A 16,046-nucleotide genomic window follows, 5' to 3' on the forward strand; every position below is an offset into this window, starting at 1 on the left:
TTGCGCCGCCGGTCATCGGGATCTATGTCATGTACCTGCATGTGGACGGAGAGGAATTGTCGTCACGCTCATGTGGGCATTGCTGATAGGTATGGGCCTACGCGTGCTCGAACCTGCTGAGAAGCGAGTCAGCGGGTCAGAGTCCGCTTCAAAATCCGATACTCGCTCTCGGTGATGGGCATGATGGAGCCATGGCGCTTGGTCAGTCGGCCGAAATCCATGTCGTTGACCACGGTCCAGTCCTGAGGTTCTCTGGAGGACAGTTCGGCCGAGCGGAAGGGCAGATAGCCCCGGCCCTCGGCAAACTGGTCGCAAACCAGGCCGAAAGGCATGGCCCGTCCGTCAGGCCCAGCGGCATCGGCATCGTTGTAGAGGAAGAGCTCAGGGCCCTCCAAATAGCGTGAGGAGTAGCGTCCCTGGCCAAAGATGTCGGTCAGGTTGGACAGGTAGGACCAGGCCTGGTCATCGTCCGTGCGCACCAGCTCATGGGTGGCCGCATAGGGGTTGAGGGTGCGTTCCAAGGTGATTTGATCATCCTTGGAGGCCCGGTACCACCAGCCGTCGGGCGCCTTGAGCATGGTTGTGTCGATGATCCCGTTGCTGCGGTCGATCCACTTGACCGGGCGGGAGAAGGTGATCAGGTCAGTGCTGATGGCGTAGTACATGTTGATGCCATTGCCCAGCTCGTTGGCAAGGTCGGCCGCAGCCGGGTCTTTGGCGCTGTCGGCTGCAGCCGTGGACCAGAAGACTATCCATTGCTCCCTGTCGGCATCCCAGCAGGCCTCCGGCGCCCAGGCCATGCCGGCCTTGGGAATGGCTGAGGCCACATTCACCAGGCGCGGCCTGCCCCAGTGGGCCAGGTCAGGCGAATCCCAGATGACCAGGCCGGTGGATCCGTCCACAGTGGCCCGGCCCTCCTGCCAGCCGCCCCTGTGGAAGACGGACAGATCGGTGGCGATGATGTGGAAAAGGCCGTCTGGTCCCCGGACGACATAGGGGTCGCGCACGCCGCCCTCGCCCTCGCTCCAGGTCAGCACCGGGTCTCCCTGGGCCCGCAGGTCATGCCAGTGCAGACCGTCCCGGCTGAGGGCGAAGTAGAGCTGCTCGTCCGTCTCGGCCTGTTCGTGTCCGGTGAAGTGGACGAAGAGGTAGGCGCTGGTCGCCTCGAACGAGGGTTGCCAATCCGTAGACATGTTCCACCTTTCCTGCTTACGGCAACGGTACCGCGGCGGCGGGCGCTTCTTCGCCCCTTCGTTCCGGCCGTTCCAGGGCCGTCATGGGCGATTCTAGCTGCCGCCCTTCCTTTTGGCAGAGCCGGTCGTCCGGGCGGGTCGCGGTTTGGGCCGCACGGGTTCCTAGACTGTGGACCATGAGCAGGCATCATCGCGACCGCAGCTGGGCTCCCGACCCCGAGCCGCTGCCCGAAGGCATTGAAGTCATCGACGATCATACCCACATGGCCTCCGTGGTCCCCTTCGCCCAGGAGATGGATCGGCAGGCCAGGGAGCGCGGGCGAAATCCGGTCCCCGTTCGCACGGTCGACCAGCAGCTGGAAAGGGCCCGGGCTGTGGGCGTGGTCGGGGCCATCGACGTAGGCTGCGAGCTGCCCCATCTGCAGACGGCTGTGGACCTGGCCCTGGCCCATCCCGGGGTGGTTCACGCGGCCCTGGCCATCCATCCCAATGAGGCCGTCCTGCACGGCCATCGAGGGGTGCCGGGGCCGGATGGACTGCCACTGCAATATCAGCCCTGGCATGAGGTTTCTTTCGAGCAGGCGCTTGAGGAGGTCGCCCGTCTGGCTCGCGCATATCCCGACCAGGTGGTGGCCATCGGGGAGACGGGCATGGACCTCTTCCGAACAGGACAGGGGGCCGAAGAAATCCAACGCCAGGCCTTCCGCGAACACATCGCCCTGGCCAAGGAGCTGGACCTGCCTGTGCAGATCCACGACCGCGACGCTCACCGCCAGGTCGTCGAGACCCTGCTGGAGGACGGCGCTCCCGAGCGCACGATTTTCCACTCTTATTCGGGGGATGCGAAGATGGCTCAGGTCGCTGCCGAGCATGACTGGTATTTGAGTTTCTCGGGGACAGTCTCCTACAAGGGCAACGAGGGAATCCGCCAGGCCCTGTCTGTGGTCGGCATGGACCACATCATGGTGGAGACCGATGCGCCCTATCTGAGTCCCATGCCCTACCGGGGGCGCACTAACTCCCCATACATGATTCCCTACACCCTGCGTGCCATGGCCGATGCCTTGGACTGCCCCCTGGCTCAGGTGGCCAAAGCGACGGCAGCCACCACGCGCCGGGTTTACGGGCTGTGAGGGGTGTCCGATGGACGGTGCCGGACCGGGACTAAGCTAATGGTGTGTCGCGGTCTGAATCGTCCCTGCAGAGTGTGGGGGGAGAGTGCTACGGTTGTCGTCGCACGTGTGCGCGAACAGCAACATACGGCACCCGGAAGTAGATGAGTGAAGGCATTGGCCGATGGAGGGCTCTATGGCGGATGAGCGGCATGAGTTGGCGGCTCAGGATGATGGCAGGGGCGCTGACGAACCACCCCGGTTATCCGGTGAAAAAGCGGCGAAGCCGACGACGGCCCGCCGTAAAGGTCGGCCGACGAAAGAATCGATACTTCCTCAGGAGAGCTTCACCAAGGCTCCCAAGATCTCGGCCAAGTCCCGCACCCGGGAGGAGGAGAACGAGCTCAAGCGGGTTCGGCGCGAGGCCCAACGGGCGGCCCAGCGTCGCCGCATCCCGCCGAAGGGTCCTCTGGGCCGCTGGTGGCGGCGGGTGCAGTCCTCGCCAGACAGAATCAGCCTGGGCATGTGCATCGTGGCCCTGGGCGTGGTATACGGCGACATCGGCACCTCGCCCCTGTACACTATGCAGGCCTTCGTGGCCGGCCAGGGCGGCATGGCCCGTGTGGACAGGCCGGCCGTGCTGGGTATGCTCTCCTTGGTCTTCTGGTCCATCACGCTGATCACCACGGTCAAATACGTCCTGGTGGCCATGCGCATCGACAACAAGGGCGAGGGCGGCATCTTCGCCCTGTACACCCTGGTTCGGCACTACGGCAAATGGCTGGCCATTCCGGCCATGGTCGGTGGTGCAGCCTTCCTGGCTGATTCGGTGCTGACTCCTGCGGTCTCCATCTCCTCGGCAGTCGAAGGCCTTAAGACCATCCCCATCCTGACTCCGATCTTCCGTGAAAACGGGAACCTGACCATGGTCATCACTTTCGTGATCATCCTGATCCTGTTTGCCGTCCAATCGCGCGGAACCGAGCGGATCGGCAAGGTCTTCGGCAGCGTGGTCATGGTCTGGTTCGCCTTCCTGGCCCTGATCGGCATCTACTGCATCGGCAACGACTGGTCCATCTTCGAGGCCCTGAACCCGGTCTACGGGATTCGCTTCCTCTTCAGCCCGCAGAACCCGGTGGGCCTGACCATCATGGGCACGGTTTTCCTGTCGACTACGGGAGCCGAGGCCCTCTACTCCGACATGGGCCACGTGGGCCGTGGCAACATCTACGCCACCTGGCCCTTCATCAACATCGCCTTGGTCTTCAATTACTTCGGCCAGGGGGCGTGGATTCTGCGCAACACCGACAATCAGGCCCTGCAGGGCGTGGACGGACTCAACCCCTTCTTCCAGATGATGCCCACCACCGTGCGCTACGTGGCGGTTCTTCTGTCGGTGACGGCCGGTGTCATCGCTTCGCAGGCCCTGATCACGGGCGCCTTCACCATGGTCTCGGAGGCCACCGGCCTCAACTGGATGCCCCACCTGCAGGTACGCTACCCGGCGCGTACTCGCGGCCAGCTCTACATCCCTACCATCAACTGGGTCCTGTGCGCGGCCACGCTGACGGTGCTGGCCATCTTCAAGGATTCCGAGCACATCTCGGCCGCCTATGGACTGGCCCTGACGGTGACCATGATCACCACGACCGTCCTGCTGGCCGACTACATCTGGCACGATGGCAAGCGCGTGTTCTCTCTGCTCTTCGCCTTGGTCTTCCTGGCCATCCAGATCCTCTTCTTCATGGCCTCCATGGCCAAGTTCATGCACGGCGGCTGGTTCACCATGCTGCTGACCGCGGCCATCCTCTACATCATGTACACCTGGGATGTGGGTACCAAGGTGGAGCGCTCGCAACGGCGGCATATGACGGCCAAGGAGTGTCTGCCCGCCCTGGAGATGCTCCACAATGACTTCCGCGTTCCCTACTACGCAGACAACCTGGTCTATCTGACCTCGGATGCGGAGATGCGACGGCTGGACACCGACATCTTCTTCTCCATCTTCGCCAACCGGCCCAAGCGGGCTCGCGCCTGGTGGGCCGTCTCGGTCCAGACCACGGACGCCCCCTACACCCGCAAGTATTCGGTGGAGAACTTCGGCACCAACTACCTCTTCCGTGTGCGTATGAGGCTGGGCTTCAAGGTGGACCAGAATGTGGCCACCTACCTGCACCAGATCATGCACGAGCTGATTGACAGCGGCGAGCTACCCAAGCAGCCTTCCATCTATCCCAAGGTGGACGAGGATCCGCAGATCGGCACGGTCACCTATGTGCTGGTTCATAAGGCCCTGATGCCCGAGTCCAAGATCGACTCCCGCGGTGCCTTCTCGCTGAAGGTCAAGTACGCCATCCGCAAGGTGGCGGGCTCGCCGATCAAGTGGTTCGGCCTGGCTCCCTACAACCCCATCGTGGAGGTGCAGCCCCTGTTCGTCTCCACCAGGGCGGTTCCCAAGCTGACGCGCGTGGTCCTGCCCTCCCGCAAGATCAAGGGCGGCAAGCACCACAAGGGCTGAATGAGTGGAATCTCACCCCGGGGAGCCTGGCTCAAATCGAGTCCGGGCCATAGAATTGACGGCATGGAACCTGGTGCCCGGCCTTTCCGGGCTACCGTCGAAAGGTGATGTGATGACACAAGCTCAAGCCAATATCGGAGTCGTGGGTCTGGCCGCCATGGGTGCCAGCCTGTCCAGGAACCTGGCACGGCACGGCAATACCGTAGCGGTCTACAACCGCCACTATTCGCGCACCGAGACCCTGATCAACGATCATGGCCAGGAGGGCCGGTTCGTTCCGGCCAAGACCCTGCAGGAGTTCGCGGCCTCGCTGACCAAGCCCCGTACGGCCATCATCATGGTCAAGGCCGGGGATCCCACCGACCAGATGATCAATGACCTGGCCGACCTGATGGGGCCTGGTGACATCATCGTCGATGCCGGCAATGCTTACTTCAAGGACACCATCCGCCGGGAGAAGGCCATCCGGGCCCGTGGGCTGCACTTCGTGGGCTGCGGCGTCTCGGGCGGCGAGCAGGGCGCCCTCCTAGGGCCCTCCATGATGCCCGGCGGGACCGATGAGTCCTGGAAGACCCTGGGGCCCATCCTGGAGTCCATCGCCGCCAAGGTCGATAGGGAACCCTGCGTCACCCACATCGGTACCGACGGTGCGGGCCACTTCGTCAAGATGGTCCACAACGGCATCGAGTACGCCGACATGCAGGTGATCGCCGAGTCCTATGACCTGATGCGCCGGGGCCTGGGCATGGAGCCCGAGGCCATCGCCCAGGTCTTCGAAGAGTGGAACCAGGGGGATCTGAACTCCTACCTGGTGCAGATCACTGCTGAAGTGCTCCATCACACCGATGCTGCCACCGGCAAGCCCTTTATCGACATCGTCACCGACCAGGCTGGCATGAAGGGCACCGGCACCTGGACCGTGCAGACCGCGTTGGATCTTGCCGTGCCCGTGACCGGCATTGGCGAGGCCGTCTTCGCCCGGGGACTGTCCTCTTCGCCCGAGCTGCGCAGCCAAGCGGCCCAGGAGGGCCTGAAGGGGCCGCAGCCCAAGGCCGTCATGGCCGACCTGGCCGCCGATCCCGAGGCTCGCAAGTCCTTCATTGAGGACATCCGTCAGGCCCTCTACGCCTCCAAGATCGTGGCCTACGCCCAGGGGTTCAACGAGATGCAGGAGGGCGCCCAGGTCTACGGCTGGAAGCTGGACATGGGTGCCATCGCCCGCATCTGGCGTGGCGGCTGCATCATTCGGGCCAAGTTCCTGAACCGGATCTCCGATGCTTACGCCTCTGGACGTGAGCCGGGTTCCCTGCTCTTCGATCCCTTCTTCAAGCAGGCGGTCGAGCAGGCCCAGGATTCCTGGCGGCGTGTCGTGGCCCGTGCCACCCAGGCCGGCATCCCCATCCCCGTTTTCGCCAGCTCCCTGTCCTATTACGACGGGCTGCGTTCCGATAGGCTCCCTGCCGCCCTGATTCAGGGCCAGCGTGACCTCTTCGGGGCCCACACTTATGGGCGTGTGGATCAGCCAGGTGCCTTCCACACCCTCTGGGCCGAGGACAAGTCCGAGATCAAGCAGGACTGAGCTTCTCGCCAGAATCGCAAGGGGTCCGAGCAGCCGCTGAGACGGCAGCGCGGACCCCTTTTTATCATCCTGTCAGCGGATCTTGGCTGTGGATTCCCGGACCACCAGCCGGCAGGCGGCGGTCGTCCGGGTGGGGGGATGATTCTCATCGCTTCCCTGCAGACGGGTCAGCAGGGCATCCACCGCCTTGCGGGCCAGGTCGTCCTTGTCGGTGCTGATAGTGGTCAGCGAGGGTATGTAGGACTCTCCCTCCTGAATGCCGTCGAATCCCACGACGGCCAGGTCCCTGGGGACCTCCACGCCGCATTCGTGCAGTCCACGAATCAGACCTAAGGCCAGAGAGTCGGTCATACAGAAGATGCCGTCAAAGGGCTGGCCGGATGTGTCCGCCAGATGATGGCCCAGGTCGCGCGCCATTTCTCCGTCCCAGCGGTCCAGGGGCAGGAAGTCTTTGGGACGGGCCTTGATTCCGGCGGCTTTCATAGCCTTCAGACAGCCGGCCACCCTGCGGCCGTGGACCGAGTGCTGTTGGACCGGATCGGTGCTGGCCGTCATGTCGGCACCCACCACGCCTATTCGTCGGCATCCGCAGTCCAGCAGGTGCTGCACAGCCATGGCGGCTCCCTCGAACCCGGCCGTCATGACCGAATCGAAGACCGGCTCGGCTGAGGGGTCGTCCAGCAGCACCAGAGGCTTGCCATCGGCCAGCTCCTGCATCTCCTCATTGGTGATGCTGCCCGGACTGAAGATGGTGCCGTCGCAGAGCTGGCTGGTCACATGCCGGAGAATGGAGACCTCGTCCTGTTTGGAGTTGGAGGTCTGCTGAATGATGGCCTGCATACCGTGGGCGTTGATCTGCCGGGAGATGGCTGCACTCATCTGCGCGGGATAAGGCTTGTCCAGCTCGAAGATGGCCACGCCGATGATTCCGCTCTTGCCTGAGCGCAGGCTCCTGGCCGACAGATTGGCTGAGTAGCGGAGCTTGTGGGCGGCAAGCAGGACCCTGCGCCTGGTGTCATCCGCTATGCGTTTATCGCCTCGAAGGGCATAGGAAGCAGTGGCCCGAGAGACCTGCGCCTCCTTGGCTACATCGCTCATCGTCACCATCTCGCACCTTTCCCGGGGTTCAGCCATTATCCTAGGCACGTGGGTGGCCTTATCAGAATATAGTTGACACGATTCAATCAATGTGATATACCATGTTGTGACTGGAGTTGAATCGTGTCAATCCCCGGGTCTCGACGTTGAACAGCCCGGAGAGATGTTCAGAGGATTGATTGCAAGGAGGAGTCATGAAGCTGAAGCGAGCATGGAGGGGCATAGCTGCGGCGCTGGGTGTCGGCATGTTGGTGTCGGCCATGGGTGCCTGCGGGGCTGGCGGCGCTGACGGGTCCAAGACTGCGCTGACCTTCCTGTCATGGAACAACGAACAGGTGATGAGGCCATACATCGACCAATTCGAGCAGCAGAACCCAGGGATCAAGGTGGACTTCAGCTATTCGCCGCCTACCCCTGAGTACATCCAGACCCTGCAGACCCGACTGGTCGGTAACCAGGCCCCGGATGTGTTCATCATCACCTCCGAGAATAAGGCTGACCTGATCAAGAACGGCTACGTGCGCGACCTGACCAACGAGCCCTTCATGCACAACATCTCTCAGGCCAACAAGGACTTCGTCAGCCATCAGGGCAAGGTCTACGGCATGTCCGTGTCCTCCTGGGCCTCAGGAATCGTCTACAACAAGGACCTTCTGGCCAAGGCGGGCGCCAAGGAGGTCCCAGAGACCTGGGATGGCTTCCTGCAGCTGTGCAAGAAGCTCAAGGCCGCTGGGGTCACGCCCTTCCTGGAGACCATCGCCGATGGCCCCAGCAGGATTCCCGATGCCTTCATGGGCTCGCAGTTCGACAGGGACAAGGTTGATGTGACCAGCCTGATCGACCGCCGCCCTCAAAAGCCCGGCGGCGACCAACGTGAGGCGGTTGCGGCCTGGATGAAGCTCTACGACCAGGGCCTGGTCACCCGTGACACGGTCGGCATCAGCGGCGACGATATGAAGACCCAGTTCATCAACGGCCAGGTGGCCATGATCTGCACCGGCCCCTGGGACCTGCCATCCATAGGCCAGGCTGGGCTCAAGTATGGCATGGCCCCCATGCCGCTTATGGAGAGGAACACGGTCAACTACGCACAGGGGTCGCCATCGCCCGCCTACGCCATATACTCCCGCCTCAAGGGCGACAAGCTCAAGGCTGCCCAGAAGTTCCTGACCTTCATGGACAGCCACTGGGCCTTGCAGCGTTCGGCCGACAACGGGGATGCCATCACGGTCCAGGGGTTCAAGGCCAAGGTCAAGCCCGAGTATGAGCAGGTCTACCGGACCAACGTGCAGCCGGGCCACTACTTCCTGCTCATGAACTTCTATGCCAAGCCGGACGTGCTGACCACCGTCCGCCAGTCCGAGACCCAGCAGCTGGTCCAGGGGTCCATCAATCTGGATCAGTGGGCCAAGGCTATCGACGACAAGATGGCCTCGGTCAAGTAGGAAGGGGCTGGACCATGGCTTCACAATCTGCGGCGGAGCGTGCCAACGCCCATCGACGGCGCACGCTCGGCCTGCGGCAGGATCTGACCTCTTTCTGGTTCCTCCTGCCTATTTTGGCCGTCTTCGTCGTTCTCTTCGCCGTGCCGCTGGCGCAGACCATCATCTACTCGATGACCGACTTCAACGGCTACAGCCTGAACATGCACTATGTGGGCTGGAAGAACTACCACAGCGTGTTCACCGACGCCTCGACCATGCAGGGACTTGTGTTCACCATCCTGTACGCCGTGGCCCAGACGGTCCTGGTGACCATCTTCGCCATCCCTTTGGCTGTTACGCTTAACCGGAAGTTTTGGGGCCGCAACTTCGCCCGTTCCCTGTTCTTCTTCTTCAGCGTGCCATCGCTGGCCATCATGGGCATGGTCTGGAAGTACATCTTCTCGCCCATGAAGTCAGGCGTCTTCAACACCGTCCTGGGTGTCTTCGGCCTTGGGCCGGTACCCTGGCTGTCCAATTCGACCCTGGCCCGGTGCTGCGTCATCTTCATCGCAGTCTGGGCGCAGATAGGCTGGCACGCCACGCTCTACCTGGCCTTCCTGCAATCCATTCCCGAAGACCTCTATGAGCAGGCCACGGTGGACGGGGCCAGCAGCCGCCAGCAGTTCGTCCACATCACCCTGCCCCAGCTAATCCCGGGCATCGTCACCTCCAGCTTCCTGCTTATGTCAGGCGGCCTCAAGGTCTACGACCTGCCCTACACCATGACCAAGGGCGGCCCCGGGTACTCCACCTATACGGTTACCCAGTCCATCATTCAACAGGGTATCGGCCAGTCCCAGTATGGGCTGGGCTCGGCTCTAGCAGTCCTGTTCACCGTGGCCACGGCCCTTGTGGTCTTCGCTCAGATGGGCGCCGCCAGTCTGATTTCCAGGAGGTTCCAATGAGTAGCAGCAAGAGCCCGACCCTGACCCTGAGCCAGCGGGAACGGCAGCGTTCGGCGGTCAGGAGCCTGGTGGTGCTGATCATCGCCCTGATCTGCGCCGTGCCCCTCTGGTACATCCTGATCAACACTTTCAAGACCGTCCCCGACATGGCCACCAATCCCCTGGGCCTGCCCAAGCAGTGGACGCTGCGCAACTACACGCGGGCCTTCGCCACGGTGCCCATTGTCCGAAGCCTGGTCAACACCCTGATTGTCACCTTCTTCGGCGTTCTCCTCCAGGTGCTGATCGGAGCTTTGGCCGCCTATGGGATGATCCTGCGCAAGTCGATTTTCACCTCGGTCATCGGTGTGATTCTCATGATCGCCTTCGTCATTCCGACCCAGTCCACCCTGATTCCCCTCTACCGGATGGAGTCCAGCGTGGGGCTGGTCAACACGCTCCTGGGCCTGATCGTCATGTACCTGGGCGGGGCGGTCTTCTGCTACTTCCTGATTGTGGGCTACATGCAGTCCCTGCCCTTCGAGGTCATTGAGGCCGCCAGGATCGACGGGGCCGGGCCCCTAAGGATCTTCTGGAGCATTGTGCTGCCCCTGATCAGGCCCATCCTGACCACAGTGGTGGTCTTTCAGACCATGTCGACCTGGAATGACTTCATGACGGCCAACGTCTTCATCAGCAGCTCCAACCTGCGCACCATCGTCCTGCAGGTCTACAACGCAGTCGGCCAGTTCAGCACTGACTGGCCCAGCTTCATGACCATTACGGTCCTGGCCCTGATTCCGGTCTTCGTTTTCTTCATCTTCTGCCAGAAGTGGATCGTCTCCGGGCTGGTTGCCGGAGCGGTCAAGGGGTAAGGCGACCAATCGGAAGGTCGTAGTCTATGGAGGCGGTTGGGGGTTCCGGCCGTTCCGCTCGTAAGGAATCGGAGTCACAGTCCATGGAGGAATTCGCAAACGCACATCCAGGATCGAAGAGAATGGGATTGGCAAGCAACCCGCTGCATCGCTACTGCGCGGACCCGGATCTGGTCATGATCGGGGACCGTTGGTACCTGTACTGCACCGAGGATGGTCTGCCTGAATGGACCTCGCATGCCTTCTATGTTTATGAATCCGTGGACCTGTGCCATTGGACCCGCAGAAAGATTCTGGACCTGGACCAGGTCCCCTGGTGGCATGGGGGACAGGGTGCCTGGGCTCCCTGCCTGCTGATGCGTCAGGGAACCTGCATCCTGTATTTTGTGGCCGACGGACAGATCGGCCAAGCAGTCGCACCTGGTCCAACCGGTCCCTTCCGGGCGGCCCAGGAGCCATTCATCGCCCGGGGGGACTACGACTGCCTGCCCATCGATCCCTCGGTCTTTGTGGATGACGACGATGTGCCCTATCTGCTATGGGGCAATGGCCGTGCCTACATGGCACGGCTGAGTCCGGACGGCCGGCGCCTGGAGGACGGCTCGGTGCACTCCGCCGTGCCTGACAACTTCCGCGAGGCCATCACTGTCTGCCGACGGGGAGACATCTACTACGCCTCCTGGTCGGAGAATGACACCAGGGATCCGAGCTACCGGATCCGCTGGTCCAGCGCGCCATCGCTGGACGGGCCATGGACCGCACCCCAGATCCTGATCGAGGCTGATTATGCCAAGGGGATTCTGGCCACGGGTCACCACTGCATCACCCGTGTGCCGGGCCGGGATGACTGGATCGTGGCCTACCACAGGTTCGCCAGGGACGGCCGGGGTGACGGCTGCCATCGCGAAATCATCTTTGACTCCTTGGATTTCGCCGATGACAGCGCCCTGGTCCAGATCCGCCCGCAAGTGGGATCCTACTGGTACCCAGCCCGGAATCCGGTTACTCCCTGACGATGGGGTGGCCGCCGAATGCGCTGCGCAGGGCGGACACTACCTTCATGGTCATGGGATCCTCGATCTTGGAGGACTGGCGGGCATAGAGAGCCGAGGTGATGGCCGGCGTGGGCACCCCCAGCTCCAGGGCGTCCGCAATCATCCACTTGGTCTCGCCGGTTTCGTCGGCCTTGCCGGCGATCCCGCTCAGATGCGGGTCATCCTTCAGAGCCTGGGCCAGCAGATCCAACAGCCACGACTGGATGACCGAGCCCTTGCGCCAGGACTCCACCACTTCGCCAGGCTCCTTGATCAGGTCGGAGGCCTCAAGGACTGCGTACCCCTCGGCCAGGGCCTGCATCATCCCGTACTCGATGCCGTTGTGGACCATCTTGGCATAGTGGCCCGCGCCGGTGCCTCCCGCGTGGACCAGACCGTAGTCGCCCTCAGGCTTCAAGGTGTCCAGGATGGGCTGGATTCGGGCCACGTCCTGGTCCGAGCCGCCGACCATCAGAGCATAACCCTTCTCCTTGCCCCAGATGCCGTTGGAGGTGCCCACGTCAACTAGGCCTATGCCCTTGGCGGCCAGGGCCTGGGCGTGTTCCTGGTCCTGGGTGAAGCGAGTGTTGCCGCCATCCACGACCAGGTCGCCGTGCTCCATCAGCTCGCCCAGCTGATTGAGAGTGGACTCAATGGGTTTGCCGGCCGGGACCATGACCCAGATCACTCGTGGTGCCTCCAGGGCCTGGACCAGGGCCTCAAGGCTGTCCACATCCCTGCCCGAGTCCGGCGCGATGTCGTAGCCGACTACCTGATGACCGCCGGTGCGCAGGCGGTCTGCCATGTTCTTGCCCATGCGTCCCAGGCCAATCATGCCGATCTTCATAGTGTTAGTTCCTCTCCCTTGACTCTTAACTGCAACAGTGTGAAGTTGACCGCGATAGTTGGTTATCGGCCGCGGTCGGGCCGATTCGCGGGTGCTACTGGCGGGCTGCCTGCCGGGCGCGCTCAGCTTGAACCTGGGCGGTGTGCGCCTTGACGTCGCACTGGAGCCCCAGAGTGTCGATGACCTCTTCGGCCTCGATCTCAGGAGACATGCGCAGCCCCACGTCGATGGTCAGATGGATCTCGTCAGGTCCCAGGGGCTCCAGGTCATCGAACTGGGAGCGTAGCATCTGCGGCTTCATGAAATGGCCCTTCCGCTTGGAGAGCCGTTCCATGATGGAGTCGTAGTCCCCGCTCAGGTGGATGAAGACCACGCCCGGCATCCGCAGCCGGTCACGGTAGATTCGCTTCAAGGCGGAGCAGGTAACGGTCCCGGGCGTCCCCCGGCGTACGTGGTCCTCAATCCAATCATGGATGCTGTCCAGCCAGGGCCAGCGGTCCTGATCGGTCAGGGGGATGCCGCGGGCCATCTTGTCGATGTTTGCCTGGGGGTGGAAGTCGTCGGCCTCTGCCATGTCCCAGCCCAGCTTGCGTCCAAGGTGCTCGTTCATGGTGGTCTTGCCGCAGCCTGAAACGCCCATGATGACCAGGATTGGTGTGCGGCCGTGGAAATAGTCAGATGGAACCGTGTTGTCGACCGCCGAGGGGACCTTGGGCTCCGGGTGGCTTTCTGCGCTCAGCGCGTCGGAATTCTTCAATGATGTATCTACCATGTGCAACCTTTCTGAAAAGTGATGTGACGATGATGCTCAGGAGGCGATGGGCACAAACAGGCTGGCGACCATGACCAGAACCAGGACCACGACCGACAGCAGACATTCCAGAACCGACCAGGTCTTCAGGGTCTCGCCAACGCTCAGGCCGAAGTACTCCTTGATCAGCCAGAAGCCTGCGTCGTTGAGGTGGGAGAGGAATATGGACCCGGCGCCGATGGCGATCACCAGGAGGGTGGTGGCCATCGGGGTGGCATGCATCATGGTCATGGCGTTGCTGAGGATGCCCGCCGTGGTCAGGATGGAGACGGTGGCTGAACCGGTGGCGACACGGACGAAGACCGCGATGAGCCAGCCCAACAGGAAGATGGAGATGCTTGAGGTCTCCACGAAGTTGCCGATGATCTTGCCGATGCCCGTGGCAACCAGGACGCCCTTGAAGCCGCCTCCTGCCCCGACGATCAGGAGAATGCCGGCCACTGCGGGCAGGGAGGCGCCCAGGGAATCGTTGACGGTCTTCCAGGATATTCCGGAGGCGGCCTTGAGCACCAGCATGGAAACGACCAGGGCGATGGCCAGGGCCATGACGGGGTTGCCGATGAAGTTGATGGTCTGGGCGAATCCGTCTGTGCGGTCCTTGAAACCGGGCAAGGCGATTTCGAAGATTGAGGTGAGGAGCATGAGGACGGCGGGAAGAAGGATGCAGCAGAGGGAAATGCCGAATGAGGGAAGCTTGGTCTCCTCCTTGCCGGCCTCATCGCTTTTGGCTACAAAGTCCGCAGGTGCCTGGACCGGAACCCACCGGGCGGCCACCCTGGAGAAGAGGGGGCCGACCAGGACCAGGGTGATCAGGGCGAAGGGGATGCCGAACATCATGGTCAGCCCTACATTGCCGGTTTCCTTGAACTGGCTCAGGGCGGCCAGCGGGCCGGGGTGGGGGGGTACGCAGGCATGCATGATCGACAGGCCCGCCAGGGTGGGGATCGCAACGCGCATCAAGGGCAGCTTGGTGCGTTGGGCCACCAGGATGATGACCGGCACCAGGATGACCAGGCCTACCTCGAAGAACATGGGAAGGCCGATCAGGGCTCCTATCAGGGCCATGATCCAGGGTATGGAGGCTGCGGAGGATTTGGATACCAGGGTGTTGACCACCTGGTCGGTGGCGCCGGTATCCATGAGCACCTTGCCTATCATGGCTCCCAGGCCTATCAGGATGCCTACTGACCCCATGGTGTTGCCGAACTCGCCGGTGAAGCTGGTCAAGGTCGGCATGGGGCCATAGCCTGATCCGATGCCTACCACCAGTCCGGCCGCCAGGAGGGATACGAAGGGGTGGAGTTTGACGACGGTCACCAGGAATATGAGCACCGCCAGGCTGAGGATCAGACTGACGCCCAGCTGCGTGGTGTTGAGCTTGGCGGTCCCGCCAGCGGCGATCAGGACCTGCTCGGCGGCTGCCAGGTGCAATATGGTTTGCATTGCTGCCTCTTCTCTGAGGAATCGGACGAATCCGGTCTCCCGGGTTCATTTTTTTATTTTGCATGACATAATATCGACCAAATGACATTATGTATGTTTTAACTGCTATAAGTGTACACGCCCTGTGGACGGCAGCGACGCTGCCGCTCCTTCATTATGGCAGGACCCATCCGTATTTCAGTACGGGACACCTCGCCGGGAATGATTGGTAGAGTGAATTTCATGGGAACCGAACCGTCGTTGCATGACAGGCTGCTCGATCAATGGGGCATGGGCATCATCACTGGCCATATAGCCCAAGGAGAGCGTCTGCCCGCCCCGGCCCTAGGTCGGGAGCTCCCCTCCCGAACGGTTACCAGAGAGGTGACCCGTGTCCTCGAATCCATGGGGCTGGTCACGGTAAAACGTAAGGTGGGAGCCGCCGTCAACCCCGCCAGGGTCTGGAACATCTACGACCCCATGGTCATCGAATGGAGACTGCGCGGACCGGATCGGGAAAGCACGCTCCACGAGCTCTCGGAGCTGCGGGGAAGCGTGGAGCCCACGGCGGCACGGCTCGCGGCATCCAGGGCCAAGCCGGAACAATGGGCCGCCCTTACTCAAGCCGCCATCGACATGGTGGCCCACGCCAACCGGGCGAATGAGTCCGACTACCTCCAGGCTGACGAATGTTTTCATAGGACACTCCTGGAATCATCAGGAAACGCCATGTTTGCTGCCCTCGGTGACGTGGTGGCCGCTGTCCTGGCGGGCCGCACCCGCCATGAACTCATGCCCCGGCGGGCCAATGAACAGGCGCTGAGGCTCCATGGCGACGTGGCGGCTCTGATCCGCCAGGGTGACGGCGATGGTGCCCGCAGGGCCATGGAGCGCATCGTTGACGAATCCGACCAGGCCATTCATGCCATGACGAGTTCGCAGGGGTAAGTCGTCACTGGCAAAAGGTTGGCATCGTCGTCGGGCTGTGGCTATCGCGACAGAGTGTGCAAGCCATCCCCGCCTCTGTTCGGCACGCCGTATGCTGACTGATTCCACGTCTGCGAAGCAAGCCAGGAATTCGCTTGGTTGCATATTTTTCAAAGAGGCAGGCCTTTTTCTGATCGGGAACAACAAGAAAGAAGGCAGCCTGCCAAGGGGGATATTACTGGCGGAGCTGCCTTCCGGCCGG

The 16,046-nt window shown here is 62.3% G+C and carries 13 protein-coding genes; 8 read left to right on the plus strand and 5 right to left on the minus strand.

Features of this window, described 5'->3' with window-relative positions; genetic code table 11:
• Positions 1–128: 128 nt before the first annotated feature.
• On the minus strand, positions 129–1,193 hold the full coding sequence (locus tag J3U06_RS06325; RefSeq protein WP_267444654.1) for a glycoside hydrolase family 43 protein: 1,065 nt from the start codon (positions 1,191–1,193) through the stop codon (positions 129–131).
• A 176-nt stretch (positions 1,194–1,369) separates the two neighbouring features.
• Between J3U06_RS06325 and J3U06_RS06330 the strand changes: the two genes are divergently transcribed.
• The 3 genes from J3U06_RS06330 to gndA all read left to right on the plus strand — a co-directional run bounded on the left by J3U06_RS06330 (position 1,370) and on the right by gndA (position 6,402).
• Positions 1,370–2,326, plus strand: coding sequence for a TatD family hydrolase (locus J3U06_RS06330; protein ID WP_267444655.1), 957 nt, complete (start codon positions 1,370–1,372; stop codon positions 2,324–2,326).
• 175 nt (positions 2,327–2,501) lie between these two features.
• Positions 2,502–4,823, plus strand: a complete 2,322-nt coding sequence (locus J3U06_RS06335) for a KUP/HAK/KT family potassium transporter (protein WP_267430818.1) — start codon at positions 2,502–2,504, stop codon at positions 4,821–4,823.
• 112 nt (positions 4,824–4,935) lie between these two features.
• Positions 4,936–6,402, plus strand: a complete 1,467-nt coding sequence (gene gndA / locus J3U06_RS06340; RefSeq protein ID WP_267444656.1) for an NADP-dependent phosphogluconate dehydrogenase — start codon at positions 4,936–4,938, stop codon at positions 6,400–6,402.
• A 72-nt stretch (positions 6,403–6,474) separates the two neighbouring features.
• Here the strand turns inward: gndA and J3U06_RS06345 are convergent, their stop codons facing one another.
• Complete coding sequence (locus tag J3U06_RS06345; RefSeq protein WP_267430816.1) at positions 6,475–7,509, minus strand: LacI family DNA-binding transcriptional regulator; 1,035 nt, start codon at positions 7,507–7,509, stop codon at positions 6,475–6,477.
• A 185-nt stretch (positions 7,510–7,694) separates the two neighbouring features.
• Between J3U06_RS06345 and J3U06_RS06350 the strand changes: the two genes are divergently transcribed.
• The 4 genes from J3U06_RS06350 to J3U06_RS06365 all read left to right on the plus strand — a co-directional run bounded on the left by J3U06_RS06350 (position 7,695) and on the right by J3U06_RS06365 (position 11,756).
• Positions 7,695–8,945 carry an ABC transporter substrate-binding protein gene (locus J3U06_RS06350; protein ID WP_267400403.1) on the plus strand — a complete coding sequence of 417 codons (1,251 nt, stop codon included), beginning with the start codon at positions 7,695–7,697 and terminating at the stop codon, positions 8,943–8,945.
• Positions 8,946–8,959: 14 nt separating this feature from the next.
• Entirely contained in the window at positions 8,960–9,889 is a 930-nt protein-coding gene (locus J3U06_RS06355) for a carbohydrate ABC transporter permease (RefSeq protein ID WP_267430814.1), read from the plus strand.
• Positions 9,886–10,743, plus strand: coding sequence for a carbohydrate ABC transporter permease (locus tag J3U06_RS06360; RefSeq protein WP_267444657.1), 858 nt, complete (start codon positions 9,886–9,888; stop codon positions 10,741–10,743). The genes J3U06_RS06355 and J3U06_RS06360 overlap by 4 nt, the downstream gene beginning before the upstream one ends.
• Before the next feature lie 122 nt (positions 10,744–10,865).
• A complete protein-coding gene (locus J3U06_RS06365) occupies positions 10,866–11,756 on the plus strand; it encodes a family 43 glycosylhydrolase (RefSeq protein WP_258561529.1) in 891 nt (296 codons plus the stop codon).
• On the opposite strand, the gene gnd is transcribed toward J3U06_RS06365, so the two are convergent.
• From gnd to J3U06_RS06380, 3 genes are read right to left on the minus strand one after another with little or no spacing between them, the layout of a single operon-like run.
• Positions 11,746–12,690, minus strand: a complete 945-nt coding sequence (gene gnd / locus J3U06_RS06370) for a phosphogluconate dehydrogenase (NAD(+)-dependent, decarboxylating) (RefSeq protein ID WP_258561582.1) — start codon at positions 12,688–12,690, stop codon at positions 11,746–11,748. The genes J3U06_RS06365 and gnd overlap by 11 nt on opposite strands.
• Positions 12,691–12,718: 28 nt before the next feature.
• On the minus strand, positions 12,719–13,396 hold the full coding sequence (locus J3U06_RS06375) for a gluconokinase (protein WP_267430812.1): 678 nt from the start codon (positions 13,394–13,396) through the stop codon (positions 12,719–12,721).
• 36 nt (positions 13,397–13,432) lie between these two features.
• Positions 13,433–14,878: a GntP family permease gene (locus tag J3U06_RS06380; RefSeq protein ID WP_258561531.1), complete on the minus strand. Its 1,446-nt coding sequence runs from the start codon at positions 14,876–14,878 to the stop codon at positions 13,433–13,435.
• A gap of 222 nt (positions 14,879–15,100) precedes the next feature.
• Between J3U06_RS06380 and J3U06_RS06385 the strand changes: the two genes are divergently transcribed.
• A complete protein-coding gene (locus J3U06_RS06385; RefSeq protein ID WP_220236755.1) occupies positions 15,101–15,805 on the plus strand; it encodes a FadR/GntR family transcriptional regulator in 705 nt (234 codons plus the stop codon).
• The last annotated feature ends 241 nt before the right edge of the window (positions 15,806–16,046 follow it).

The sequence above is a fragment of the Bifidobacterium sp. B4142 genome (assembly GCF_026537325.1).
In the GTDB taxonomy this organism is placed as follows: domain Bacteria; phylum Actinomycetota; class Actinomycetes; order Actinomycetales; family Bifidobacteriaceae; genus Bombiscardovia.

What these genes read in the sequence shown, in the direction of transcription:
- J3U06_RS06375 (WP_267430812.1), bottom strand. Translation starts at nt 13,396, where the DNA reads ATGGTAGATACATCATTGAAGAATTCCGACGCGCTGAGCGCAGAAAGC.
- gndA (WP_267444656.1), top strand. Translation starts at nt 4,936, where the DNA reads ATGACACAAGCTCAAGCCAATATCGGAGTCGTGGGTCTGGCCGCCATG.
- J3U06_RS06380 (WP_258561531.1), bottom strand. Translation starts at nt 14,878, where the DNA reads ATGCAAACCATATTGCACCTGGCAGCCGCCGAGCAGGTCCTGATCGCC.
- J3U06_RS06360 (WP_267444657.1), top strand. Translation starts at nt 9,886, where the DNA reads ATGAGTAGCAGCAAGAGCCCGACCCTGACCCTGAGCCAGCGGGAACGG.
- J3U06_RS06335 (WP_267430818.1), top strand. Translation starts at nt 2,502, where the DNA reads ATGGCGGATGAGCGGCATGAGTTGGCGGCTCAGGATGATGGCAGGGGC.
- J3U06_RS06325 (WP_267444654.1), bottom strand. Translation starts at nt 1,193, where the DNA reads ATGTCTACGGATTGGCAACCCTCGTTCGAGGCGACCAGCGCCTACCTC.
- J3U06_RS06385 (WP_220236755.1), top strand. Translation starts at nt 15,101, where the DNA reads ATGGGAACCGAACCGTCGTTGCATGACAGGCTGCTCGATCAATGGGGC.
- J3U06_RS06365 (WP_258561529.1), top strand. Translation starts at nt 10,866, where the DNA reads ATGGGATTGGCAAGCAACCCGCTGCATCGCTACTGCGCGGACCCGGAT.
- J3U06_RS06350 (WP_267400403.1), top strand. Translation starts at nt 7,695, where the DNA reads ATGAAGCTGAAGCGAGCATGGAGGGGCATAGCTGCGGCGCTGGGTGTC.
- J3U06_RS06355 (WP_267430814.1), top strand. Translation starts at nt 8,960, where the DNA reads ATGGCTTCACAATCTGCGGCGGAGCGTGCCAACGCCCATCGACGGCGC.
- J3U06_RS06330 (WP_267444655.1), top strand. Translation starts at nt 1,370, where the DNA reads ATGAGCAGGCATCATCGCGACCGCAGCTGGGCTCCCGACCCCGAGCCG.
- J3U06_RS06345 (WP_267430816.1), bottom strand. Translation starts at nt 7,509, where the DNA reads ATGGTGACGATGAGCGATGTAGCCAAGGAGGCGCAGGTCTCTCGGGCC.